General features: G+C 59.9%; 20 protein-coding genes and 1 pseudogene. 12 read left to right on the top strand and 9 right to left on the bottom strand.

Annotated elements, in window-relative coordinates:
- Position 1: 1 nt before the first annotated feature.
- Together RBH71_RS09205 and RBH71_RS09200 are read right to left on the bottom strand one after the other, a co-directional pair.
- The gene (locus RBH71_RS09205) at positions 2-724 is read right to left on the bottom strand and encodes a response regulator transcription factor (protein ID WP_004431697.1); all 723 of its coding nucleotides are present in this window, start codon (positions 722-724) and stop codon (positions 2-4) included.
- Position 725: 1 nt separating this feature from the next.
- Positions 726-1,961 carry a sensor histidine kinase gene (locus tag RBH71_RS09200; RefSeq protein ID WP_323687258.1) on the bottom strand — a complete coding sequence of 412 codons (1,236 nt, stop codon included), beginning with the start codon at positions 1,959-1,961 and terminating at the stop codon, positions 726-728.
- 295 nt (positions 1,962-2,256) lie between these two features.
- Between RBH71_RS09200 and RBH71_RS09195 the strand changes: the two genes are divergently transcribed.
- From RBH71_RS09195 to recX, 6 genes are all read left to right on the top strand, one after another.
- The gene (locus RBH71_RS09195; protein WP_004431691.1) at positions 2,257-3,273 is read left to right on the top strand and encodes an ABC transporter substrate-binding protein; all 1,017 of its coding nucleotides are present in this window, start codon (positions 2,257-2,259) and stop codon (positions 3,271-3,273) included.
- A gap of 101 nt (positions 3,274-3,374) precedes the next feature.
- Positions 3,375-4,838 carry a sugar ABC transporter ATP-binding protein gene (locus RBH71_RS09190; protein WP_323687257.1) on the top strand — a complete coding sequence of 488 codons (1,464 nt, stop codon included), beginning with the start codon at positions 3,375-3,377 and terminating at the stop codon, positions 4,836-4,838.
- On the top strand, positions 4,835-5,776 hold the full coding sequence (locus RBH71_RS09185) for an ABC transporter permease (protein WP_004431684.1): 942 nt from the start codon (positions 4,835-4,837) through the stop codon (positions 5,774-5,776). Before RBH71_RS09190 ends, RBH71_RS09185 begins: the two co-directional genes overlap by 4 nt.
- The gene (locus tag RBH71_RS09180) at positions 5,773-6,720 is read left to right on the top strand and encodes an ABC transporter permease (RefSeq protein WP_004431681.1); all 948 of its coding nucleotides are present in this window, start codon (positions 5,773-5,775) and stop codon (positions 6,718-6,720) included. The genes RBH71_RS09185 and RBH71_RS09180 overlap by 4 nt, the downstream gene beginning before the upstream one ends.
- A gap of 35 nt (positions 6,721-6,755) precedes the next feature.
- Positions 6,756-7,676, top strand: a complete 921-nt coding sequence (locus tag RBH71_RS09175) for an SMP-30/gluconolactonase/LRE family protein (protein ID WP_004431678.1) — start codon at positions 6,756-6,758, stop codon at positions 7,674-7,676.
- Between the two features lie 73 nt (positions 7,677-7,749).
- The gene (recX, locus tag RBH71_RS09170; protein WP_004431673.1) at positions 7,750-8,340 is read left to right on the top strand and encodes a recombination regulator RecX; all 591 of its coding nucleotides are present in this window, start codon (positions 7,750-7,752) and stop codon (positions 8,338-8,340) included.
- A 3-nt stretch (positions 8,341-8,343) separates the two neighbouring features.
- Here recX and RBH71_RS09165 read toward each other — a convergent pair whose 3' ends face one another.
- The 6 genes from RBH71_RS09165 to RBH71_RS09140 all read right to left on the bottom strand — a co-directional run bounded on the left by RBH71_RS09165 (position 8,344) and on the right by RBH71_RS09140 (position 15,521).
- Positions 8,344-8,754 (bottom strand): c-type cytochrome, encoded by a 411-nt coding sequence (locus RBH71_RS09165; protein ID WP_004431671.1) that lies wholly within the window; start codon positions 8,752-8,754, stop codon positions 8,344-8,346.
- 92 nt (positions 8,755-8,846) lie between these two features.
- The gene (locus RBH71_RS09160; RefSeq protein WP_004431668.1) at positions 8,847-9,374 is read right to left on the bottom strand and encodes a DUF992 domain-containing protein; all 528 of its coding nucleotides are present in this window, start codon (positions 9,372-9,374) and stop codon (positions 8,847-8,849) included.
- Between the two features lie 248 nt (positions 9,375-9,622).
- On the bottom strand, positions 9,623-10,432 hold the full coding sequence (locus RBH71_RS09155) for an ATP-binding cassette domain-containing protein (RefSeq protein WP_004431665.1): 810 nt from the start codon (positions 10,430-10,432) through the stop codon (positions 9,623-9,625).
- Between the two features lie 34 nt (positions 10,433-10,466).
- Positions 10,467-12,431, bottom strand: a complete 1,965-nt coding sequence (fhuB, locus tag RBH71_RS09150) for a Fe(3+)-hydroxamate ABC transporter permease FhuB (protein WP_323687256.1) — start codon at positions 12,429-12,431, stop codon at positions 10,467-10,469.
- Positions 12,428-13,330, bottom strand: coding sequence for an iron-siderophore ABC transporter substrate-binding protein (locus RBH71_RS09145; protein ID WP_004431662.1), 903 nt, complete (start codon positions 13,328-13,330; stop codon positions 12,428-12,430). Before RBH71_RS09145 ends, fhuB begins: the two co-directional genes overlap by 4 nt.
- A gap of 28 nt (positions 13,331-13,358) precedes the next feature.
- A complete protein-coding gene (locus RBH71_RS09140) occupies positions 13,359-15,521 on the bottom strand; it encodes a TonB-dependent siderophore receptor (RefSeq protein ID WP_323687255.1) in 2,163 nt (720 codons plus the stop codon).
- A gap of 156 nt (positions 15,522-15,677) precedes the next feature.
- On the opposite strand from RBH71_RS09140, the gene RBH71_RS09135 reads away from it, so the two are divergent.
- From RBH71_RS09135 to RBH71_RS09115, 5 genes are all read left to right on the top strand, one after another.
- On the top strand, positions 15,678-16,592 hold the full coding sequence (locus RBH71_RS09135) for a LysR family transcriptional regulator (RefSeq protein WP_004431656.1): 915 nt from the start codon (positions 15,678-15,680) through the stop codon (positions 16,590-16,592).
- 264 nt (positions 16,593-16,856) lie between these two features.
- On the top strand, positions 16,857-17,120 hold the full coding sequence (locus RBH71_RS09130) for a spike base protein, RCAP_Rcc01079 family (RefSeq protein WP_003508451.1): 264 nt from the start codon (positions 16,857-16,859) through the stop codon (positions 17,118-17,120).
- Positions 17,121-17,318: 198 nt separating this feature from the next.
- Positions 17,319-18,986, top strand: coding sequence for a phosphoethanolamine transferase (locus RBH71_RS09125; protein ID WP_004431646.1), 1,668 nt, complete (start codon positions 17,319-17,321; stop codon positions 18,984-18,986).
- A gap of 65 nt (positions 18,987-19,051) precedes the next feature.
- Positions 19,052-19,705, top strand: a complete 654-nt coding sequence (locus RBH71_RS09120) for a response regulator transcription factor (RefSeq protein WP_004431644.1) — start codon at positions 19,052-19,054, stop codon at positions 19,703-19,705.
- Positions 19,706-19,711: 6 nt separating this feature from the next.
- On the top strand, positions 19,712-21,049 hold the full coding sequence (locus tag RBH71_RS09115) for a sensor histidine kinase (protein ID WP_035252629.1): 1,338 nt from the start codon (positions 19,712-19,714) through the stop codon (positions 21,047-21,049).
- 62 nt (positions 21,050-21,111) lie between these two features.
- On the opposite strand, the gene RBH71_RS09110 is transcribed toward RBH71_RS09115, so the two are convergent.
- Positions 21,112-22,416 carry an MFS transporter gene (locus RBH71_RS09110; RefSeq protein WP_004431639.1) on the bottom strand — a complete coding sequence of 435 codons (1,305 nt, stop codon included), beginning with the start codon at positions 22,414-22,416 and terminating at the stop codon, positions 21,112-21,114.
- Positions 22,417-22,638: 222 nt separating this feature from the next.
- Between RBH71_RS09110 and RBH71_RS09105 the strand changes: the two are divergent.
- Positions 22,639-23,755: pseudogene (locus RBH71_RS09105) on the top strand (RHE_PE00001 family protein).
- Positions 23,756-24,006 lie beyond the last annotated feature (251 nt).

Genomic DNA, 24,006 nt, shown 5'->3' with positions numbered 1-24,006 from the left:
ATCAGCGGCCAGTCGCCCATTCGCCCAATTCCCGCTCGGCCCTTTCGAGCGCGCTGTAATTCAACAGCTTGCGCAGGAAAGCGACGGTGACGGCGCGGGTTCGAAGATTATAACGGCCTTCCGCCTCGTCATCACCGGCCGCCTGATGGACGTTCAGCTTTTCGTAGAGGCTTTGCAGCCGGTTCTGCACGCTGCGCAACGAAAGGTTACGGCGGCGCGCAATCGCCTTGTCCGTCAGGCCCAGCGCAACATCAACAAGGATTTCATATTCGGAATCGGTGAAGCCATGCGCCTTGCCAAGGCTTTTTTCCTGTAGGCCGCGCACTTCCCTGTCGATCACGCATTGCGCCTCGATGAAGATGCTGCGCAACGCCAGCCGCAACCGGTCGTCAGATGCTGATTTCAGCACGTAGCCATAGGCAGCACCTTCGGGCACGATGCGGGAAACACCGCGCACATAGGCCTCGTCGGAATAGTTGGACCAGAACAGGATGCGGGTGTCCGGCCGCTCCTTCCAGATGGTGCGCGCCGCCTCGATGCCGTTGCGTTCGTTCATCTGCAAATCCATGACGATATGGGCGGCGCGGTTTTCCCGCGCCAGCTTTTCGCCGGTTCTGCCGTTTGCCGCCTCCAGCACCTTGTCGCATTCCGGCAGGGCGGCTCTCACCGCCTCGTTCAGATAGGCGCGGTGTAGCGCATCGTCCTCAACGATCAGCACATCCATGTCATATTTCCTCCCGCCGGTCGAAAGCGCCTTCCGGCAACGTCACGGTAATGCGGGTTCCAGCGTCTTTGCCATTGCCACCAATATCAGATCTGGCTGAAATCAGCCGTGCCCGCGTCTTCATGTTGCCGATGCCTAGTCCACCAGAGACAGCCCCCTCGCCACGGCCGCTACCGTCATCGCTCACGGTCACCCGCAACCCGCCATCCGTTAACGACAGTGTCACCGCAATCGTTTCCGGCTGCGCGTGACGGATGGCGTTGTTGACCGCCTCCTGCACGATGCGGAACAGCGAGATGGCAACGGTCTTGTCGAGTGTCTCAACAAGACCGTCCGTCTCGTCCGTAACCGACCAGTCGATAGAAGAGCCGCTGTCGCGCACGGAGCGATCCACATAGGTCTCGATGGCCTGCACGACGCCGAACAATTGCAGGATGGAGGGTTTCGCCTCCTCAATGATCTCGCGCAGATCCTGCATGCAGTGCTGCAGGCTGCGCACCACCGGTTCCAGCATCTCGCCCGACACGTCCGGTGCGTGGCTCATCCGCTCGATGCGCCGTGCAAGCCGCGTCAGGTCCGCCAGCGTCTGGTCGTGCAAATCCATGCCGATCCGCTGTCGCTCGGCCTCCAGCGCTTCGGTCAATTGCAGGGCACCCAGCCGCAACCCCTCCTCGCGGGCATTGGCGCGCGCCTCCTCGATCGCAGACCGTTTGGCCTGTTCGGCGGCGCGGATGGCGTAAAAATAGGGCGCCAGCAAATCCGCAACCGCGCGGGCATTGGCGACATCCTCCATCGTATAGGCATCCGACTGGTGCGAGGAGCAACTGAGCGCGCCGATAATGTCGCCATGCACCTTCATCGGCACGTGCAGGCGGCTATGCAGTTCAAGCTCGATGATCGGGCTGGAAAATGCGCCTTCGAAATGGAAGCGCGGATCGGCGCAGGCGTCGCCGCTCAAAAGATATTCCACCTCGCCCGAGAGCACGGAACGGATGGGACTGCCGGACAGAAGGGCGGGCGGCTGGCGGCTCCAGGCGCTTGCCAGACCGCTTTCATAGGCGATGTGAAATTTGTCATCCAGCTGCTTGATGCAGACATCCATGTGGACGTGAGGAATTATATGGGTGATTTCGGTAGCGACCGCCTGAATGATGGCGTTGAATTCGAGCTGCCCGGCGAGCAGCCGCGAAATGCCCATGTAGTGATGGAAAAGAGCGCTTTTCGGCGTATCCAGCATGTGCGGACACCCTCCCAAGCGCCTGCCTTGTCAACTTGTGGCGGCGCGACCTGCCCCGTATCGGCTATTCTGCGCCCGGCGGTGGCGTTTCGTCCTGCGGGTTCCCGCATCCTTTCTGCGGAAACCCGCAGGAAGATTGCCGTTATCCGCCTGTACAAGCCAAACCTTCTTGGTCATTCTCGCTTTTACTGGGGAAAGGAGCTCCAGTGCAAAGGAATTCCGCCTGCCGCCGAGGAGATTTGCGGGAAAGCGGGTTCCGAGCTCAAAAAGGGCAAGCCACCAGGGAGGAAAATCAATGGCTTTCAGAAAGATGCTTCTGGCATCGGCCGCTGTCGCATGCGCAGCTTTGCCGATCACCGCTCACGCCGATACCTCGGCTAAAAAAATCGCGCTTTCGAACAATTACGCGGGCAATTCCTGGCGTCAGGCAATGCTGACGAGCTGGGACAAAATCACCAAGCAGGCAGTTGCAGACAAGCAGGTCGCTGCCGCTGACGCCTTCACGACAGCCGAAAATCAGGCGACCGAACAGGCGGCGCAGATCCAGAACCTCATTCTTCAGGGTTACGACGCCATCGTCATCAACGCCGCCTCGCCCACCGCTCTTAACGGTGCTGTCAAGGAAGCCTGTGACGCCGGCATTACCGTCGTCTCGTTCGATGGCATCGTCACCGAGCCTTGCGCCTGGCGTATCGCCGTTGATTTCAAGGCGATGGGCGCAAGCCAGATCGACTATCTCGCCAAGGCGATGCCGAAGGGTGGCAACCTGCTCGAAATCCGCGGCCTCGCGGGCGTTTCGGTGGACGATGAAATCCATGCCGGCATCGTCGACGCCGTCGCCAAGAACCCGCAGTTCAAGATTGTCGGTTCGGTCAATGGCGACTGGGCGCAGGACGTCGCACAGCGCGCTGTCGCCGGCATTCTGCCGAGCCTTCCCGAAGTTGCGGCAGTCGTGACGCAGGGCGGTGACGGTTACGGTGCAGCACAGGCTTTTGCCGCCGCCAAGCGCCCGACACCCACCATCGTCATGGGCAACCGCGAAGACGAGTTGCAATGGTGGAAGCAGCAGAAGGATGCCAGCGGCTACGAGACCATGTCGGTCTCCATCGCCCCCGGCGTTTCCACGCTCGCTTTCTGGGTGGCGCAGCAAATCCTCGACGGCAAGGATGTCAAAAAGGATTTGACCGTACCTTTCCTGCGCATCGATCAGGGCAATCTTGAGGAAAACCTCAAGAACACCCAGAAGGGCGGCGTCGCGAATGTGGAATATTCACAGGAAGACGCCCAGAAGGCCATCGCCTCCGCCAAATAGGCCGGACAATTTCCGGACACAAGCGATTGCGGCGCTCCCTGAACGGGCGCCGCAACTGCCACCTATATTATCCAAGTTTCAGATCACTGGCGTGAATGCTCATGAATGACATCATCGAGGCGGAAGAAGTCGTTGCCGCGCGCGGCGTGAAGGTCGTGTTCGGCGCGGTAAGGGCGCTTGATGGGGCCGATCTCGTCATCCGTTCGGGCGAATGCCTGGGGCTCGTCGGCCATAACGGTGCGGGAAAATCCACCATCGTCAACATCATCAATGGCGGGCTGACGCCGCATGAGGGGTCCATTTCCTATCGCGGCGAACAAGGCCGTCAAGGAATCGCGGCAGCACGCGCCAGCGGCGTTCGCTGCGTGTTTCAGGAATTGTCGCTCTGCCCGAACCTGACGATCAGCGAAAACGTCCGCATCATGCATGCCGCGATGAACGGGCGGAACTGGCGCGGACGTGCGCTCGCCATGATCCGGCATACGCTGGACGAGATTTTTCCCGGCCACGGTATCGATTGCGAATTGACGATCGCGGAACTCTCCATCGCCGAGCGGCAGATGGTAGAAATCGCCATCAATTTTTGTCGAACCCCGGATGCGCCGAGACTGGTAATCCTCGATGAACCGACTTCCTCGCTTGATGCGGGTCTTGCGGAACAATTGATGGATTATGTTCGCAGTTTCGTGCGCACCGGCGGCTCCGTGCTGCTGATCTCGCATATTCTCGGCGAGATTCTGTCGACAGCAACCCGCATCGTGGTGATGAAGGACGGCCGAGTGGTCGCTGATCGGGCAGCGGGCGAGTTCACGACGCGCACGCTGGTGGAAGCCATGGGCAGCGTCGTCAAGGAACAGGACAGGCAAAAGGGCGAAAACCGCAAGGCGGGAGAGAAGGTGCTTTCGATGCCGGCGCGCCGGGGCGAAGGCCTCGCCTTCGAGGCTTTCCGCGGTGAAATCATCGGCCTTGCCGGTCTCGGCGGCCACGGGCAGACCGAAGCGCTACTCGATCTCTACCTTGCCCGCAACAGCAGCTGGCTGCCCGCGCGCAAGACCGACATCGCCTTCGTGGCGGGTGATCGCAGTCTGAACGGCACCTTCCCGCTGTGGAGCATCCTCAAAAACCTTTCCATCGCCTCGCTGCGGGATATTTCATCCGCCGGCATGGTGGACAGGGGCAAGGAAACCGAGCTTGGCGCGCAGTGGAAAAAGCGCATCGAAATCCGCACGCCCGACATGGGCAACAAAATCCTTTCGCTCTCCGGCGGCAACCAGCAGAAGGTGCTTTTCGCCCGCGCGCTCGCCACCACGGCTAGCACCGTGCTGATGGACGACCCGATGCGTGGCGTCGATATCGGCACCAAACAGGAGGTCTACGATATCTTGAGAACCGAAGCCTCCCACGGCCGCACCTTCATCTGGTACTCCACCGAGATGGATGAAATCCGCCTTTGCGACCGGGTCTATGTTTTCCGCGACGGCGCCATTCAGGCGGAACTGGTGGGAGAGGACATCACCGAACAGAATGTGCTGGCCGCTTCCTTTTCCGGAGAGGACCACGCATGAAACTCTCCGCCAGTGCCCTTCGTCTCATCATTCCCGCCGCCTCGCTCGCCTTCCTGCTCGCCGCCGTCTTTTACATGCAGCCGCGCGCCATGAGCTATAACGGACTCAACTTGCTGTTCAATCTGGCGGTGCCGATTGCACTTGCCACCATTGCGCAGATGCTGATCATGTCCGTCAACGATCTCGATCTGTCGATGGGTACCTTCGTCAGTTTCTGCGCCTGCGTCACCGCCACCTTCCTGCAAACGACGCCACTGCTCGGTATCGCGATCTTCGCCGGTGCGATTGCGGTTTATGCGATGCTGGGCGCCATCATCCACATCCGCGCCCTGCCCTCAATCGTCGTCACGCTTGGCATGAGCTTTGTCTGGGGCGGCCTTGCCGTCCTCATCCTCCCCTCACCCGGCGGCCAGGCGCCAGCCTTCATCCGGGCGCTGATGACGGCAAAACCGCCGCTCGTGCCAATTGCCATCGTTGCCAGCATCGTGATTGCGGTCGTCGCCCACTACATCGTCATGCGCTCCTCCTTCGGCGTGCTGATGCGCGGCGTCGGCGGTAACTTCCGCTCCGTCGAGCGCTCCGGCTGGTCGGTCATCGGCATACGTGCTGCCACCTTCGCGCTGGCCGGTTTCTTCGCGGTGTTGTCGGGCATAGCGCTCGTCGGGCTAACGACATCGGCAGATGCCAATATCGCGCTTCGCTACACGCTGCTGTCGATTGCCGGCGTTATTCTGGGCGGCGGCGAATTCGTCGGCGGTCGGGTCTCGCCCATCGGTGCTGTCATCGGCGCGCTGACGCTCACCCTTGCCGGCTCGTTCCTGTCCTTCATGCGCATTTCGCCGGACTGGCAGATAGGCGCACAAGGGGCGATCCTCATCATCGTGCTGGCGCTCCGCATCCTGCTCAACCGTCTCGAAAAGCGGGAGAAAAACCAATGAACGGGCTTTCGTCTCTCTCGAAAAAACCATGGATCTGGTCGTTCGCCGCAACGGCCGCGGTCTGGATCGTTACCGTCATGTTCACCGGCGGCGCCAGCTCCTTCGGCCTGTCGCACGCAGCCCTGACCTTCGCGGCCTTTTCCGTGATCGTCGGTATCGGCCAGATGTTCGTCATCACGCTCGGGCCGGGTAATATCGACCTCTGCGTTCCCGCCACGATGACGCTATCAGGCACGCTGGCGCTCAAATTCATGGATGTGTCCGATGGTCTCATCCTGCCGGGATTGCTGATCGCCATCCTGATCGGCATCGCCATCGGCATCGGCAACTATACGTTGATCAAGCTTCTGCGCATCCCACCGATCATCGCGACGCTTTCGATGAGCTTCATCGTGCAGTCTATCGCCATCTGGTCCAACCGCGGCCTGCGGATCAAGCCGCCGGAAACACTCGCCACCTTTGCCACGTCGAGCTCTCTCGGCATTCCGAATGTTGCCCTCGTCGCCCTTGTCCTCTCGGTCATCGCCTGGCTGCTGCTCGACCGCACCTTTTACGGACGCTGGATTTCCGCCATCGGCCAGAGCACTTTCGCCGCCCGCATGACCGGCATTCCAGTGGATGGAGCACGCTTCGTCACCTATGTGCTCTGCGCGGTACTGGCGGCGATCGCGGGTTATCTGCTCGCCAGCTTCTCCGGCGGCGCAGCACTCAACATGGGATCGGAATATCTGCTGATGTCCATCGCGGTGGTGGTGATCGGCGGCACGGCGGTTGCGGGCGGCGATTCCAACGTACCCGGTATCTGGGGCGCTTCGCTGTTCATGTTCCTGGTGGTCTCGATGCTGAACACCTATGGTTTCGGCGCGGGCATCCGCCTCATCCTCACCGGCCTCATCATCATTTCCGTCATTCTTCTGGCTAGCGGCCCCAAGGCCACACGCTGAACCCCGAACGAAAAGCCCTCAAGCGGACCACGCTCATGACCACAGACAACGCCTCCCCTTACGAAATCCACGATGAACGCTTCCGCCTTCTGATTGTCGGCAATGCGGAACTGGAAGAGCTTTATTCCGGCTGCCGCTGGGCGGAAGGCCCGGTGTGGTTTTCTGATCTGAGCTGCCTGCTGTTCAGCGACATTCCCAATGAGCGCATGTTGCGATGGGTGCCGAATGGCGGGATTTCGGTATTCCGCCACCCCTCCAACTTCACCAATGGCAATACGCGCGACCGGCAGGGACGGCTGGTTTCATGCGAACATGGCGGCCGTCGCGTCACCCGCACCGAAGTCGACGGCTCGATCACCGTTCTTGCCGACAGCTACGGCGGCAAGCGGCTGAACTCGCCTAATGACGTGGTGGTGAAATCCGATGGCAGCGTCTGGTTTACCGACCCCACTTACGGCATTCTTTCCGATTATGAGGGCTACAAGGCGGAACCCGAACAGAAGACGCGCAATGTTTACCGGCTCGATCCCGCAACCGGTGAAATCAAGATCGCCATCGATGACTTCGTGCAGCCAAACGGTCTGGCTTTCTCGCCTGATGAAACCAAGCTCTATGTCGCAGACAGTTCCTACAGCCATGATGTATCCCGCCCACGCCATATCCGCGTTTTCGATGTCGTGGACGGCGTGAAGCTCACAAACGGCCGGGAATTCTGCAATCTCGACAATGGCTTGCCTGATGGATTCCGTCTGGATACAGCGGGCAATCTCTGGACCAGTGCCGGCGATGGCGTGCACTGCTTTTCGCCTGACGGTACGCTGCTTGGCAAGATCAAGGTGCCGCAGACGGTCGCAAACCTCACCTTCGGCGGCCCGAAGAAAAACCGCCTGTTCATCACCGCAACGAAATCGCTCTATTCGGTCTACGTCGCCGCAACCGGCGCGCAGACGCCCTGATACGCTGGAAAAACCGGAGGGCATGTAGCAGACGGGAACTGGCAAGACGGCTTCACTGCGCTATAAAAGCGGGATGACCGATGATTCCAGCCCCTTCCTGACCGACGACATGGCACTGGATGGCGAAACGCAGGCTATCGAACCCACCAGCCGCATGCTGTCATGGGCGCGCAATTCCGCTCTCTACCGGCTGGAACAGCGCATGATGACGGAAAAGCAGCTGCGCGATGCGATCACCCGCAAGGCGCGGGAAAAATTCGAGGATATCAGCCCCGCTCAGATAAAGGCGCTTGGCGAATTCGCCGTGACCTTCGCCTATGGCATCAAGGCGCTCGACGATACGGCTTATGCAGAAATTGCCGTGCGAAGTGGCCAGCGCAGCGGCAAGTCGAAGCGCGGGCTTGCGCAGAAACTTCAGATCAAGGGCATTGATCGGGAAACGGCCGCAGTCGCACTGCAGGAAACCAACGATCTGGTGGCGGCCGTCATCTTTGCGCGCAAGCGCGCCTTCGGTCCCTTTCGCCGTGTCGAGCTTGATGAAAAACGCAAGTCGAAGGAATTTTCTGCCTTCGCCCGCAACGGCTTCGGCTTCGAAATCGGCGCGAAGGTGATGGCGATGACGGTGGAAGAGGCAGAAGAGATCGTCTCGGAAGCACCGCTTTAAAGGTTATTGCGGCATCGGATGCGTTTTCAGATAAGCGATCAGATCCGCGATATCCGTTTCGCTCCACAGCCCGAAAAAGCGCATCGAGGTTCCAGGGATCGCCTTTTTTGGGCTCGAGATAAAACTTTGCAGCTCCTCCTCCGTCCACACCCGACCCGCGGCACCGGCATCCTTCAGCGCCTGCGAATAATGGCCGTAACCAGCCACGGAGGCTATCGGCCTGCCCACCACGCCCATCAGATGCGGTCCCATGCGGGTGCGCGGCGCATCGATACTGTGGCAGGTGGAACAGCGGCTGAAAACTTTTTCCCCGTGCACCGCATCGCCTTCGGCCAATGCCGGCGCAGCAATACAGAGGAAAAAAGCCATTGAAGCCGGAAGCGTTCTGAATGCCGAGATCATCATGCCCCGCATAATACAACGCCCTCCCCGTCTGACAACGAAGAGGGCGTTTTTTGACATGCGACAGAATGCCCGGCGTTATAAGCCGGGCAGTACGTCGATGATCAGTTCATCGCAGTGAGCGTCACGGATGTACCGGTTGCGGCGAGGTTGAGGCCAACCTGACCCGTCACGCTGACCGTCTGAAGCTGGATGGAGCCCGAGGTGCCGCCAACGAGGATGTTGGTGCCAACGCCGAGGCCAACGGTTACTTCAGCCGTGGCGCCCTGATAAAGGCCACCGAGCGAACCACGGTGGTAACCCGCTGTCGGGGCGAAAACGGCCCAGACCAGACGGCCCTGCGTGGTGAAGCCAAGGTCAACGCCCATCTTGCGGATGGCGCCGGTATAATGGTCGGTGCGACGCGCGCCCATGGTGGACTGGAAGGTGCAATCCAGTTCCTTGGCCGAGCCGATTACGTAACCGACGCCACCGCCGATATCGCAGGTGAGGTAACCGATCTTGACGCCATTGCGTTCGTCCTGCTCCTGCGGAGCCGGCTCATATCTTGCAAGGTCGGCAGCGAGTGCGGACACGGTTCCACCGAGACCCATCGTCAATGCGGCAAAAGTTACGGCAACAGCCTTTTTCATCTGATTTTCTCCTGTTTTATTCCTACCCGCAGCAGCCCTTCTTGCCCTCTCCGGATATTGAATTCCGCACTGTTAACGTTTGTTCCCCGAAATCGATCCAAAACAACTGAATTGGGTGCAAGGAAAGCAAAACGGTTAACAATGTCTACTGGCGGTAGGATGCCATTAAGACATTGTTAGGGCGGGAAACGCCTGCGGAATTCCTGTTAAAGGCGAGTACGTCAGGGCGTTGTTTTGCTGCAACGATGTCAAAGCGGCAGTGCTACGGGAAAGCCGGTCGCAGCATGGGTCATGACATCCATACGGACGCCATAGATACGCTCCAGCGTTTCCGGCGTCATGATTTCGTTCGGCGTTCCCCTTGCGATAAGCCTACCGGAATGCAGTGCGACGATCTCATCGCAGAACCGCGCCGCCATGTTGACATCGTGCAGCACCACGATGACGCCGAGACCCTTTTCCCGCGACAGTCTTTGCACCAGCGAGAGAACCTCGAGCTGGTGTGCCATGTCGAGCGCCGATATGGGTTCGTCGAGAAGCAGGCTTTCGGCGTTCTGGGCAACCAGCATGGCCAGCCACACGCGCTGGCGCTCCCCACCCGAAAGCGTGTCCACCAGCCGGTCCCTGAAGGCCACGGTGTCGGTCAGCTCTATAGCCTCGTCCACCCTCTCCTGATCCGCCTTGGTGAATTGGCCGAGCGCGCCGTGCCAGGGGTAACGGCCAAGCGCCACCAGTTCCTTGGCCAGCATGCCGGACGCAGCCGGCGTATATTGCGGAAGATAGGCGAGCTTTCGCGCAAATTCGCGGTTGCCCCAGCTCCCCAGCGGCTGCCCCTCGAACGACACCTTGCCCGCCGTCGGCTCGTGCATGCGCGCGAGAATCTTAAGCAGCGTCGATTTTCCCGAACCGTTATGGCCGATAAGACCGATGGTCTTGCCGGTGGCAAAGCTTGCCGTCAGCGGATGCAGCAATGTCCTGCCCGGAACCTCCATGGTTACCGCTTCCAGAAAGAAAAGCGGGATATCGTCGTAATCTACGGCAGGTGCGGCCTGACCCATTGTTCTCATCTCCGTAAATCGTTCAGAAAAATCATCATCGCCTGCCTGAAAGCCAGATCAGATAGGGCGCACCGACCAGAGCCGCAAAAAGCCCAAGCGGCAACTCGTAAGGAAAGGTCACGGTTCTTGCCCCGAGATCGGAAAGCGCCATCAGCACCGCACCGAACAGGAACGATGCAAACAGGTGGTCGCGCGGTGTGGTGAAACCGGCCCGAAGCGCAATGTGCGGTGCCATCAACCCGACGAAGCTCAGCGGACCGACCAGCAGTGAGGCCGCACCGGTGGCAATGCCGGCCACTGCGATGACTGCAATACGCGCCGTAGCGAGCGGCAGACCTAGTGAGAGCGGCACATCCCGGCCAAGCGGCAGGATCACCAGCCAGCGCGTCACCGACAGGGCAGCGGCCAGGAGCACGACGGAAAGCACCGCAAGAAAGATCGCCGAACCTGATGTCGCCGTCGAACCCGAGCCGCTGAGCCAGGAGAGAATTTGCCAGGCCCGCTGATCACCAATGGCAAGCAGTGCCGAAAGTACCGCCGAGCAGAGCGAACTGATGGCAATGCCGGCGAGCAGTATTTTTTCAGGCGCCAGATGCCGGCGCACCGAAAAGAACAGAACGAGCATCATGACGGCTGCCGAGCCGAGGCCGGCGCCGCAAAACAGTTCGAACAGCCCGGCGGCCGGAAAGAGCGTGATGGCGGCGGCAAAACCAAGACCCGCGCCACCGCTGACGCCGATCACCTCCGGGCTTGCCATGGGATTTCCGGTCAGCCGCTGCAGAAGCGCGCCCGCCATCGCCAATAAACCACCGGCAGCACAAGCCGCCATCAACCGCGGCCAACGAAAGGGCAGAAGGCTTTGCAGGTCGCCAGCTTTCAGCACCGTCCAGCCCTCCGGCCCCTTGCCGATGGCGAGGGCTGCAAAAACCAGCCCGGCCATGATGACAAGCACCGGCAGCAGGGAGGCAAGCCTGCGTCTGATCGCGAGATCGCCGCCCTCATTGCGATGGATATTCGTAGGCGGGATTTTCGGCAGCAGCCAAAGCAGCAAAGGCCCGCCGATGAGAGCCGTGACCGCACCCGTCGGAAACACTTCCGCTGTCGTACTCGCCAGAAGCTGCACGAGACCGTCGCAGAACCAGAGCAGCAGACCGCCCAGAAGCGGCGAAACGAACAGCACGGAAGATGCACGTCGCACACCCAGCGCACGGGTAAGCGCAGGTGCTGCAAGTCCGATAAAACTGACGAGACCGACGGCGGCGGCGACGAATGCCGACAGCATCACGGCGACGGCAGCCACCGCCAGCCTGATCGAAAAGAGCGATACGCCGAGCGATCGCGCACTGGAATCGCTGAGACCCAGAACCGTCAATGGCCTTATCAGTAGCCCGGTGAGAACCAGACCAGCGAGAAGTTGGGCGGCAAGCAGAAACGCATTCGACCAGTCCTGCTGGCTGAGGGAACCGCCATTCCAGACCACAAGCGACATTAGATATTCGCCTCGTGCAAGCGTCAGCGCGGCGGCAACGGAAGCGGCGGTGATGCCGACCAGCAGTCCCGACACCACCATGGTGACGGGCTCGAAGGACCGCCGCCAGCCGAGAAGAAACACCACGGAGGCCGCAGCGGTACCGCCGGCGAGCGCCACCCATGCGCGGTTGCCATCCAGCACCGAGGGGAAGAACAGGGTCGCGATGACGATTGCCAGCTGGGCGCCGGCAGAGATGCCAAGGGTGGAGGGGTCGGCAATCGGATTGCGCAGCAATTGCTGGAAAAGCGCACCCGACAATCCCAGCATCGCCCCCGCCAGAATGGCAACCGCCACACGCGGCATCAGGCTGAAGGCGAAAATGACCTGATCCATCGACATGGACGCGGCATCGAACGGCAGGCCGGGCCAAGCGCCGAGGGGTAACCGCAGCAATCCGGCATGCAGGGAAAGCCCGCAGGCCAGAAGAAAGACGAGGCCGAAGAAAAGCTGGAGAGGCCGTGCCGTCACAATGCCTCTCCGTGGGTTGCCAGAGCCTCGGTCAAAAGCCGCGCAAAACGCATGGCTGCGGTGATACCGCCATAGGGGCTGACATTACCGAGGGTGACCACCCGGTTTTCCCGCACGGCCGGAAGCGCACGCCAGATGGCACTGTTGCGCAGAGTTTCCCGCGCCTCCACCGGAATATCGGAGACGATGACGATGCGCGCATCGGATGAGGCGGCGAGGTTTTCAAGCGGCACCGGGGCCGCGAAGGTGAATTGCGACCGATCCACCCAGGCATTGGTCAGCCCCAGACGGCCAAGAACATCCCCGAACATGCTATCCGCACCAAAGGCACGAAAATGCCGGGCGTCGCCTATGTTGATGACATAGGTCGGCCGTGCGGAAAACCCGGCAAGACGGGCCCGCATGGCGTGCAGTGCCGCTTCCGTTTCACCCAGAACCTTGCGCGCCTCTTCGGCCCGCCCGAGCTTTTCACCAAGCGCGGTGACCGCCGCCAGCGCCTTTTCGAAAGGCGGCTCACCCTTCACGTAAAAGGGCAGTGAAAAGACGGGGGCGATCGCTTCCAGCCTGCCGGTATAACGTGTGTAGAAAGGCGAAATCAGAATGAGCTCCGACCGGGTGAGCTGCAGAAGCTCGAAATTCGGAGCGCCGCGCAGGCCGAGATCGGCGACGGTTTCAGGGATATCAGGCTCGACCGCGCCGGACCGGAACTGGATGAGTTCGGTCGCCGCCACCGGCATGACGCCGAGCGCCACAGATGTTTCCAGCATGGCCCAGTCGATGGCGGCGATGCGCGGCGTCACTGCTGCCCGCGCCTTGCCCGCAAGAGCCGAGGCGGCGAGCAGGCTTAAAAATTCCCGCCGCCCCCAGAGGGGGGAAATCCATCGATCCTTACGCGTCATGCCCCTGCTGCTTCACTTTAATATGGCGTTACCAACGGTAGGTCAGCTTGCCCATAACGGTTCTGCCGTCACCGTAATAGCATCCGAAAGTGGAGCAACTAGAAATATATTCTTTATCAGTCAAGTTTTGCACCAGAAGCGAGGCGCGGTAGCCGTTCTTCTCGTAATGCACGCCGAGATCGAGCAGGGCGAGGCCCTTCATTTCGAAGGCATTGGCCGCATCGCCATAACGTTTTCCGACATAACGGACACCGCCGCCGATGCCGAAACCTTCAAGCGCCGTATCTTCCGGGAAGGTGTAGTCGAGCCAGAGGCTGGCGGCGTGCCGGGGCGTACTATCCAGCTCCTTGCCGTTGTTCACACGGCCGGAGACCTCGCTGTCCATGTAGGTATAGGCCGCCCGCAGGTCGAGCCCGTCTGCAAGGCTTGCGACGCCTTCCAGTTCGAGGCCTCTCACATGCGCCTCGTCCATCTGCTGCGTCACCCCGCCCACCGTCGTCGTGACGTTCTTCTGTTTCAGATCGTAGATCGCCGCGGAAAAGAAACCGTCAAAGCCCTCGGGCTGATATTTGATGCCCGCTTCCCATTGTTCGCCCGTGGTCGGTTTCGGCGCATCACCGACAGCCGGCTGCGGCACGGGCTCGAAGGAGGTCGCGTAGCTGACATACGGCGCGATGCCGCCATCGAAGAGATAGCTGACCCCGACACGGCCCGTCAGCTTATGGTCGTCCTTGTCGAGAGTGCGGTAGGTCGTTCCGTTGAACGTCGTGCCGCCGGTGCTTGCCCAATCCTGCCGCAGACCGGCGGTGACCCGCCAGTTCTCAAAGGCCATCTCGTCCTGCGCATAAAGACCGATCTGGGAAATATCCGTCTTCACATCGGCATAAAGCGTGCGCGAGGTGAGACTAATTGGCCCGCCATAAACAGGATTGACGGGATTGAGCGGCGTTGCGGCCCAGAATTCGGTTTTGACGTTATTGTCGAAATAGCGGTAATCCAGCCCGACAAGCAGGGTGTGGTCGACTGGTCCCGTGGAGAACTCCGCCTGCAGGCTGTTGTCGATGTTGAAGGTGTTCAGCAATTCATCCTGGAACGTCGCATTGCGGCGGATGAGATTGCCGATCATGCCGCCGCTGGTCGAAGACATGCCGAGCGCGCGGTAGGACCAGTCGAAATTGGAATAACGCGCATTCTGCCGGAAGGTGAAGGTCTCGTCGAAACGGTGCTCGAACTCATAGCCGATATTAGTGAACTTGCGGCTTGAGGTATCGAAAGAGGGATCGCCGACATAAAAGCTGCGGTCCAGCATATTGCCTGGTCTCAGATAGGTCAGCGCCGGCGGCAGGCCAGACGGCGAACTCGGATTGTCGTGCTGATAGGAGGCGAGAACCGTCAGTTTCGTATCCTCGTCGGGCTGCCATGTTAGCGCCGGGGCGATGAAATAACGATCGTTCTGCAGATTGTCCGTCTGAAGATGGGCGTTGCGGGCAAGGCCGGTCAGGCGATAGGCAAAACTGTCGCTATCCGCGACCGGCCCACCAATATCGAACATCGATTGGTAATAATCGAAGCTGCCGATCTGCGCTCCGACTTCGCCGAAACGCTCGAAAGTCGGCCGCTTGCTGATGAGATTGATGAGGCCACCGGGATTACCCTGACCGTAAAGCACCGAGGCCGGCCCGCGAATGACTTCCACCCGCTGCAGACCGTAGACCTCATAAGACGGCGCACCGGCCGTGCGCATCAGCCGCAGACTGTTGAGGAACTGCAGCTGGTTACCCTGAAAGCCGCGAATGCGCGGCGCATCGAAACGTGGATCCGCCCCAAACGGCTGCGCGACGACGCCAGGCACATAATTCAGCACCTCGCTGAGATTACGGACATTCTGCGCATCCATTTGATCCCTGGTGATGACGGAAACCGATTGCGGCGTCTCGATCAGGGATCGCCCCGTCTTGGTGGCGCTGGCGCTGGTTTTTGCCACATAGCCCTTCACCGGCGCCTTGGAGTCCTGATTTTTCGCGCCGTCCACGGTGATGGTCTGCAGCACCGTCGTTCCGGCTTCCTGCGCAAGGGCAACGCCGGAGGTCACGAACGCCACATAGGCGATGGCAGCGCAACCGCCCGCCAGAATGGAAATGTGTTTAGATTTTCCCTGCACGCCAAGACCCTTCATCAACCGCGCCGCCATGAGACGGTTATTTTTCTGGAGAATTTAAGTCATCTTATTACGCAAGGAGCGGATTGTGATCCAATAAGTGAAACTGGATTTTTTCAGAACTACTGATTATGAAAATTCTTACGGATAATAGCTTGGAATTATTCAAATCCGTCAGGAAAGGCAGTGATGATGGGCAGGAAACCGGCAAACCGGGCGGACGCGTTCGAGCTGCGGCACCTGCGCTATTTCACCACGCTGGTGGATGAGCGCAATTTCGAGCGCGCCGCCGCCCGCCTCGGCATTGCCCAGCCGGGTTTGAGCCAGCAGATCATGGCGCTCGAGCAGATCGTCGGCATGCCGTTGCTTGACCGGACACGGCGATCGGTGAAGCTCACCACGCCTGGCCAGCTTCTTTATGAGGATGCCCGCAAAATTCTCGCCAATGCCGAGGCGACACTTGCGGCGCTTAAACGCGTCGATCGCGGCGAGACGGGCCGCATCTCCATCGGTTATGTCGCTTCGGCCGCCTATTCCGGCCTGATGATCCAGTCCATCGCCAGTTTCCGCGCCTCTCATCCCGATGTGGAACTGCAACTGATCGAGATGGAGATGCGGCTGCAACTCGCCAAGATCGCCGACGGAAATCTGGATTTTGCCTTCATCCGCCCGCCTGCGCCCGTTCCGGAAGGTGTCACAACCCATGTGGTTCTGCGCGAACCGCTGGTGGCCGCACTTCCTGAAAACCATCCCCTGGCCTTTGCGCTGCAGGTCGACCTCAAGAACCTTGCCGACGAGACCTTCATCACACCGCGGCAGCCGCCGGATGTCGGCTTTCATTACAATACGATAGAAGCCTGCAACGAGGCCGGGTTCCAGCCAACGATAAGCCCGGAAGGCCGGGATTACACCACCATTACCAGCATGGTGGCGATCGGCCTCGGTGTGGCGCTGGTGCCGCGCTCGCTCGATTGTCTGCGGTTGCCCGGCGTGCGCTACGTGCCGCTTGCAGCAAGCGCCACGACTTCCGACCTCGCCATCGCCCACCGGAAAACGGAAGCCTCTCCCGCCGTCAGGGCCTTCATTCTCCATACCCGCAATTGACGCGACCGCACCCGCCCATGCGCTGAATATCCACGACCCGGCTGCCGATCCCGTGGACGAAAAACCCGTCATCGTCCGTTTCCGCGGCATCGGTGGCAACAGGCCAAGCGACGCAACCACATGAGATTACGGAAAGAATGGCGCTCTTTTCGGCAAACCGGAAGCAAGGCCTAAATCCCGTCCGGATATTTTCTGTTCCCGCTTTTCCCCGCAGCCGCGGCGCACCGTATAATCGCGGCAGATTTCGATTTACGGGAGACAGCAATGGCTGAGACTTACGAACACCACGCCGCAGGCCTCGAATCCCCGGCATCCCATGCTTTCGAGGTTGTTCCTGATGATACGAACCCGCTTCCTTCCCCCACGCGCGCCATCTATGTGGGCAATGGTGGTCATCTCTGCCTGACCCTGCTTTCCGGCGCGACGGTGACCTTCCAGAACCTGCCCGCAGGCAGCCTGCTGCCGGTCAGGGCCACCCGCATATTTGCAACCCGCACCACCGCCACAGGCATTCTGGGGCTCAATTGAGCGCTCCATCGCCGGCTGATCTCCTCGATCTGAAACGCAGCCCTCGCCAGAAGCCCACCAAGGAGTGTGACACTTTCATGACAAGCTTTCAGGTTGATGTCAGCAAAATGAAGCATCCGCCATTGATCGGCCCATGCGGCAGCTTGGACAGCGGCGTTCCCGCCCCTTTTTCGTTGCCGCCGGCCTATCGGAAATCTGGTGGATCTCGCAGTGGCTCTTTTTACCGCGAAAGCGACGGGAACAATAACGTATCGTCCGGAGATCGGCAGCGTGCCGCTCAGCCTGCTGACGGCGGCCTATCTGCTGTTTTTCACGAACCGGACATTCTGGTCGAAGGTTCACACCTATCTTTCCGCCTATCCGGTTGCCATCGTCGCGCTTTATGTCGCCATAGCGGCGCTTTTCGGTGCGCTCATCACCATTCTTTCCGCCAAATATCTCATCAAGCCGTTTCTTATCTTGCTGATATTCGCGGCCGCGGCGGCTTCATGGTTCATGGACCGCTACGGCATCATCATCGACAGCGACATGATCCGCAACGCCGTGGAGACCACGCGCGCGGAAGCGGGCAATCTGATGACACCTGGCCTTTTCTGGCATCTGACGATCTATGGGCTGGTGCCGTCGCTCGTCATCGCCGCCGTCCGGGTTCGGCATCGGCCGATCATCGACAAGTTGCTGTGGAACACCGTCAGCATCCTGATCTGCCTCACCGTTGCCGGCATCATCAGCTTTGCGAATTCCAAAACATTCACTACCGCCGTGCGCCAGCACAAGGATATCGTCAAAAGCGTCAATCCCTTGTCGCCGATCATATCCACCATTCACTATCTGACGCAGGCGGAAAAGGAAGCTGACATACAGGTGAGCCCGATCGGCAAGGATGCGAAAATCCTGCCGGCGCTGGGTGGCATCCACAAGCCACGCATCACCGTCATCGTGGCTGGTGAGACCGCGCGCGCTGCGAACTTTTCCCTGAACGGCTATGGGCGCGACACCAACCCGGAACTGGCAAAGCGCGACGTGATCTATTTCCCTAATACAACCAGCTGCGGCACTGCGACGGCGATTTCCATTCCCTGCATGTTCTCGAAATTCCCGCGTTCTGAGTATAGCCACAACAAGGCGCTCGCCAACGAGAACGTCATGGATGTTCTTGTCCATGCCGGTGTCGGTGCAACCTGGCTGGACAACAACACCGGCAGCAAGAACGTGGCCGACCGCATTCCCTTTTTCGACCTGCCTTCCACCAACGACACCCGCTTCTGCACTGGCGGAGAATGCCGCGACGATATCTTCTTCGACAAGCTCGACGCATGGCTCGATAACGTCAAGAAGGACAGTGTCATCGTGTTGCACCAGATGGGCAGCCATGGGCCGACCTACTATCTGCGTTACACCGACGAATTCCGGAAGTTCACCCCGGACTGTCGAACCGCTGAGCTTGGCAATTGCACGGACGCGCAAATCGTGAATTCCTATGACAACACGCTTCTCTACACCGATCATTTCCTGTCGACCGTGATCGACAAGCTGAAGGCACGTTCCAACACGCTGGCAACGGGGATGATCTACGCCTCGGACCATGGTGAATCGCTTGGCGAGAACGGCGTCTATCTGCACGGCGCACCCTATCTGCTGGCACCCGACCAGCAGACCCATGTGCCGTTTCTCGTCTGGTTCGATGATGATTTCGCCAAATCAATGGGGCTGGATCGCGCATGCCTTGCAAAAGGCGCAGCAAAGGGCGGGCGCTCGCACGACAATTATTTCCACAGTATCCTTGGAATGATGAACGTCTCCACCTCCGTCTACGATTCCGCGCAGGACGTGTTCGGCGGCTGCACCCAGCGCCAGAATAGCTGAACATACAGTGCTTGACGCTTATCCCGTGAAAGCGATACGCAAGACGACGCGATAAAGGAGCTGTCTTGCGGGTTCTGCTTGTTGAAGACGATCATGTGCTGGGAGAGGCGCTGCGAGACCATGTCGCCGCGGCAGGCCACGCCGTTGACTGGTTTAAGTTGCTCGACGACGCCACGGCGGCGACGCTGACCATGGCTTACGGGCTCATCCTGCTCGACATGCGGCTGCCGGACGGCGATGGCATCACCCTTTTGCAATCACTGCGCAATCGCGATGACTCGACGCCGGTGATCATTCTGACGGCGCACGACCAGGTGTCCGACCGGATTGCCGGACTGAATGCCGGAGCGGACGACTATCTGGTCAAGCCCTTCGATCTCAACGAGCTTTCGGCACGCATGCTGGCGGTCTCGCGGCGGTACGAGGGGCGCTCCGCCCCCGTCATTCGCCTGCCCGGCATCGAAATCAACCAGGTGGCGCGCAATATCGTCGTTGACGGAACAGCGCAAACGCTCAGCGCCAGAGAATGGGCCGTGCTGGAAAAGCTGGTCGAGCATCCCGGTGCGGTCGTCTCGAAATCTCAACTGCACGACACGCTCTACGAATTCGGCGCGGAAATAGAAAGCAATACGGTCGAGGTCTATATCAGCCGGCTGCGCAAGAAGATCGGCCATGACCGCGTCGAGACCGTGCGCGGCGTCGGCTACACCATCAGGTAGACAGAAATGGCCAGACCAACCAGCATGACCCGCAAGCTCGTCACGGCGCTGACGAGCGTTGTCGCCATATCCTGGTTTATCGCCTGCGGGTTGGGCGTCATGGTGATGCAGGACGAGTTCGCTGAAATTTTCGACGCTGGCGTTGAGGAAACAGCCGAAAGACTGCTGCCACTGCTGGTGGACGATCTCAGGGAAAACAACACGGGCCCCGCCTCGCAAAAACTCAACCAGTCTGCACATGCGGCGGAATATCTGACCTATCAGGTTCGCGACCGGGAAGGACAGGTCGTCCTGCATTCGCATGACAGTTCGACCGAACCTTTCGAAGTCTCTCTCGACCCCGGTTTTTCTGAAACGGCGACCCAGCGCATCTACACGGTGGCGACACCGGACGGGAATTACTTCCTTCAGGTCGCAGATGCCTTCGCCAACCGGCGTGAGGCAATCGAGGAAGCCGGCACAGCAATTTTGCTGCCCGTTCTCATTCTTATCCCCGCCAGCATCTTTGCCGTTATCTTCGTGGTGCGCAAAACCCTGCAACCGATACAGACCTTGCGCGACGAGATCGGGAAAAAAGACGGCGGCAATCTCGCGCCGCTGGAAACCCTGCCGTTTCCGGCTGAACTTCACCCGATTGCCCGCTCGGTCAATCTGCTGCTGAGGCGGCTGCGATCGACAATCGAAGCGGAAAGGGAGTTTACCGCCAACAGCGCCCATGAATTGCGCACGCCGATTGCCGGCGCGCTGGCGCAGGCGCAGCGACTGCACGCCGATATTCCGCCTGAACTTGCACCGCGCGTGGAAAATATCGAGAAAGCCCTGATGCATCTCGGCCATCTCGCCGAAAAACTGCTGCAGATGTCGCGCGCGGAAGCAAGGATCGGGGTAACAGACACGGCGACCGACCTCATCCCCATTCTCGAGCTCATCATCGACGATATGAGCAGAACGGCGATCGGCACGTCCCGCATCCGCTTCACCAATCGCTGCGAAGGCGGCCTGAACTGCAAGCTGGGCACGGATGCCTTCGGCATCATCATCCGCAACCTTCTCGAAAACGCCCTGATCCACAGTCCGCCGGAAAGCCCGGTGCACATACTGGCCGAAGAGAACGGCACGATCCGCGTCGTCAATTCCGGCGCGGCGATCGACAAAGCGCTTCTTCCCAAACTGACGACGCGCTTTGTCCGAGGCCCGTCCAAGGCTGATGGCACCGGGCTTGGCCTCGCTATCGTCAGAAGCCTGATGGAACAGATTGGCGGCGAACTCGTGCTATCCTCCCCTGCACCCGGCAGACAGGACGGTTTTGAGGCCCGCATCGTGCTTCCGGTCGAAGACGCCTGAATCCGCTGAAAACAAAAAGCCCCGCCAGGGGGCGGGGCTTTCGCTGGTATAATTTTGGCCGCTCAATCCTCGTGAATATGGCTATGGTCGCGCGTATCGCGCATCTTCACATAAACCACCAGCGACAGCGCAATCATGATCGTAACGTACCAGAAGAACCAGTTTTCGTGGCCGATCTGCTTGAACTTCAAGGCTACGAATTCTGCCGTTCCCCCGAAAATCGTGTTCGCCAGCGCGTAGGGCAGAGCCACACCGAGCGCCCGGATGTGGGCGGGGAACATTTCCGCCTTCACCACCGCATTGATGGAAGTGTAGCCGGTGACGATCAACAGGCCGACCAGAACGAGAGCAAAAGCCATGATCGGGTCGGTTGTCGTCGCCAGCGTCGTGAAGATGAGATAGGTGAACAGCGTTCCAAGAATGCCGAAGCCGACCATCAGCGGCTTGCGACCCACCTTGTCCGACAGTGCACCGGCAATCGGCTGGCACAGCATGAAGACGAAGAGGGCTGCCGTGGTGATTTCGGTCGCGCTTTCCTTGCTGAAGCCGGAGGTATTGACGAGGAATTTCTGCAGATAGGTCGTGTAGGCGTAAAAGGCGAGCGTGCCGCCTGATGTCAGCGCCATGACCATCATCGCTTCCCGCGGGTAGTGCTTGAAAAGCGCCCATCCGCTCGATTTCGGCTTGTCCGCGTTGCCCGCCTTGGCATTTTCAAAGGACTGCGTCTCGGCAAGGCCGCGACGGATGTAAAACACCGCAATTGCAAGAACGCCACCGATGAAGAAGGGAATGCGCCAGCCCCAGGCGCCGAGCTGCTCGGGTGTCAGAACCCGTTGCAGAACCAGCAACACCGCCAGCGCCAGAAGCTGGCCGGAAATCAGCGTCACATACTGGAAACTGGAGAAAAAGCCGCGACGATTCTTGCCGGCCATTTCGCTGAGATAGGTCGCGCTGGCGCCATATTCACCGCCGACACTGATGCCCTGCAGCAGGCGGGCAAACACCAGAATGGCAGGCGCTGCAATGCCGATCGTCTCGTGGCCGGGTGTAATTGCGATCAACAGCGAGCCGAGGCACATCAAGGTAACGGACAAGGTCAGGCCGGCCTTGCGGCCCTTGCGGTCGGCATAGGTTCCCATGAACCACGCACCGATGGGCCGCATCAGAAATCCGACGGCAAAAACGGCGGCCGCGCTCAGCAATTCAGCGGTCTGGTTTCCGGAAGGGAAAAACACCGGCGCGAAATAAAGGGTGAAGGCCGAATAAACGTACCAGTCGTACCATTCGACGAGGTTGCCCGCCGATCCGCCGATAATGGATTTCAAACGGGTTTTCTGATCCGGTGCCGTAGCGGGACCATTTGCCATAATATTCACGGTAAACTCCAATTCATCTCGCCTGGAGGTGGAAGGGCGAACGGAAGGTGTGATAATTTGTCGCTCTCGGAGGGGGTATATACCCGCCATATTGCAATGCGCAAGTTTACGCCGCATCGCAGCATGGCAATGGCAGCGTCTACTCGCCATCTTCCGCGCCGGACCATTCTAATACGCCTTGTCACCCGGCCGTGCTCAAACTAAAAAATATCAATGATTTACGATACATCGGACATCTATATCGAAAAGCTTCTCATCCCCGCCGCGCGCGCGGGTGAAGCGCTGGCACGACTGGACGAGAGGATAAGCCGGTCGCCGATGAAACACGGCTTCATCGAAAGGCAGGACTTTACCGACGCGATTTCCTCCATGTGGGTGGATGGCGAACTTGTCCATATGGAAGATCTGGTCCTGCATGACGCCCATATGGATGTGCGGGCGCCAACCCATGAAATGACGGCGGCGCACCGGATCGTCCGCTCAAGGCGGCTGATTTTTTCAAACGCGCCAGGCTGGGCCTTCACTGCACCAGGCCTTTCCCGTCTGCGCGGAAGAATGGGAATTGCCGCCGACGCGACGGCATTTACCCCGGAAACGGTGGATCATTCCGGCAACGAAGAGTCTGATGCAGACGGCGAGACACCGCTGGATGGGGCCTTTTCAGAGCTGGACGCACTTCTGGCGCGAAGCGCCGCGACCTTGGACGCGATCACCGCCGGCACCACCCTTGCGCCGGTGACACATCGGGAGGAGGCCCATCCGATGATCAACGATCCCGATTGGGACGAGGAGGAAAGGCTGAAGGAATGGCGGCAGGTCCTTGGCCAGACGGAGGAGCTGCCCCCAATCCTGCGCACCGCGATCCTGCTGGATGCCTGGAATATGATCGAGGTTCTGCAACGCAGCCCCTGGCTCGGCAGGCTCATGGCCGCCGCTTTTCTGCGCGACGGGGCTGTCTCTCCCGACCACCTGCCGGCGCTCAGCGCTGGTCTTCGTGCCGTCCCGCGCGAGCGCCGGCACGCCAGAAACCAGACGCAACGCCTAGTCGCCCTTCTCGACAGCTTTTACGAGGCGGGACTGGCCAGCATGAAGGAACATGACAGGCTGACCCACGCCAGAGAACGCATGATGCGCAAGCTGGCCGGCCGACGCTCGTCTTCGCGTCTTCCAGACCTGGTGGAGCTTGTCGTCTCCCGGCCGGTGGTTTCGGCGGCCATGATCGTCAGGGAACTCGGCACCACGCCGCAGGGCGCGATAGGGCTCGCCAATCAACTGGAGTTGAGGGAGGTTACGGGCCGCGGCCGCTTCCCGTGCCTGGGGCATGCTATAGCACAAGCCGCCAGTCTTCATCCGCCTAAACCCCGGAAAAATAGTATTTTTCTCAACCCCTTGTTCCTGCGATGAATCCCGCAGGAATCCTGCGATCACGAATCTTAACAAAATTTAACTATTGCGTAGGTGGATGAAGCGGCTATGTTCTCGCTGCGTTGCAACACGATTTTTCTCCGGTAACGCGGTCGCATTCGGCTCCGGCAACCTTTCTTTGCCATCCGCATTAAAGTGTCCACCATGAGGGAGATG

This window comes from Rhizobium sp. AN68 (assembly GCF_030758035.1).
Taxonomy (GTDB): Bacteria; Pseudomonadota; Alphaproteobacteria; order Rhizobiales; family Rhizobiaceae; genus Agrobacterium; species Agrobacterium tumefaciens.
This window is presented reverse-complemented; position numbering and strand designations above follow the sequence as displayed.

Excerpts from the sequence above, each read along its gene's own strand:
- RBH71_RS09205 (WP_004431697.1), bottom strand. The coding sequence starts at position 724 with ATGGATGTGCTGATCGTTGAGGACGATGCGCTACACCGCGCCTATCTG.
- RBH71_RS09200 (WP_323687258.1), bottom strand. The coding sequence starts at position 1,961 with ATGCTGGATACGCCGAAAAGCGCTCTTTTCCATCACTACATGGGCATT.
- RBH71_RS09195 (WP_004431691.1), top strand. The coding sequence starts at position 2,257 with ATGGCTTTCAGAAAGATGCTTCTGGCATCGGCCGCTGTCGCATGCGCA.
- RBH71_RS09190 (WP_323687257.1), top strand. The coding sequence starts at position 3,375 with ATGAATGACATCATCGAGGCGGAAGAAGTCGTTGCCGCGCGCGGCGTG.
- RBH71_RS09185 (WP_004431684.1), top strand. The coding sequence starts at position 4,835 with ATGAAACTCTCCGCCAGTGCCCTTCGTCTCATCATTCCCGCCGCCTCG.
- RBH71_RS09180 (WP_004431681.1), top strand. The coding sequence starts at position 5,773 with ATGAACGGGCTTTCGTCTCTCTCGAAAAAACCATGGATCTGGTCGTTC.
- RBH71_RS09175 (WP_004431678.1), top strand. The coding sequence starts at position 6,756 with ATGACCACAGACAACGCCTCCCCTTACGAAATCCACGATGAACGCTTC.
- recX (WP_004431673.1), top strand. The coding sequence starts at position 7,750 with ATGACCGATGATTCCAGCCCCTTCCTGACCGACGACATGGCACTGGAT.
- RBH71_RS09165 (WP_004431671.1), bottom strand. The coding sequence starts at position 8,754 with ATGCGGGGCATGATGATCTCGGCATTCAGAACGCTTCCGGCTTCAATG.
- RBH71_RS09160 (WP_004431668.1), bottom strand. The coding sequence starts at position 9,374 with ATGAAAAAGGCTGTTGCCGTAACTTTTGCCGCATTGACGATGGGTCTC.
- RBH71_RS09155 (WP_004431665.1), bottom strand. The coding sequence starts at position 10,432 with ATGGGTCAGGCCGCACCTGCCGTAGATTACGACGATATCCCGCTTTTC.
- RBH71_RS09145 (WP_004431662.1), bottom strand. The coding sequence starts at position 13,330 with ATGACGCGTAAGGATCGATGGATTTCCCCCCTCTGGGGGCGGCGGGAA.
- RBH71_RS09140 (WP_323687255.1), bottom strand. The coding sequence starts at position 15,521 with ATGGCGGCGCGGTTGATGAAGGGTCTTGGCGTGCAGGGAAAATCTAAA.
- RBH71_RS09135 (WP_004431656.1), top strand. The coding sequence starts at position 15,678 with ATGATGGGCAGGAAACCGGCAAACCGGGCGGACGCGTTCGAGCTGCGG.
- RBH71_RS09130 (WP_003508451.1), top strand. The coding sequence starts at position 16,857 with ATGGCTGAGACTTACGAACACCACGCCGCAGGCCTCGAATCCCCGGCA.
- RBH71_RS09115 (WP_035252629.1), top strand. The coding sequence starts at position 19,712 with ATGGCCAGACCAACCAGCATGACCCGCAAGCTCGTCACGGCGCTGACG.
- RBH71_RS09110 (WP_004431639.1), bottom strand. The coding sequence starts at position 22,416 with ATGGCAAATGGTCCCGCTACGGCACCGGATCAGAAAACCCGTTTGAAA.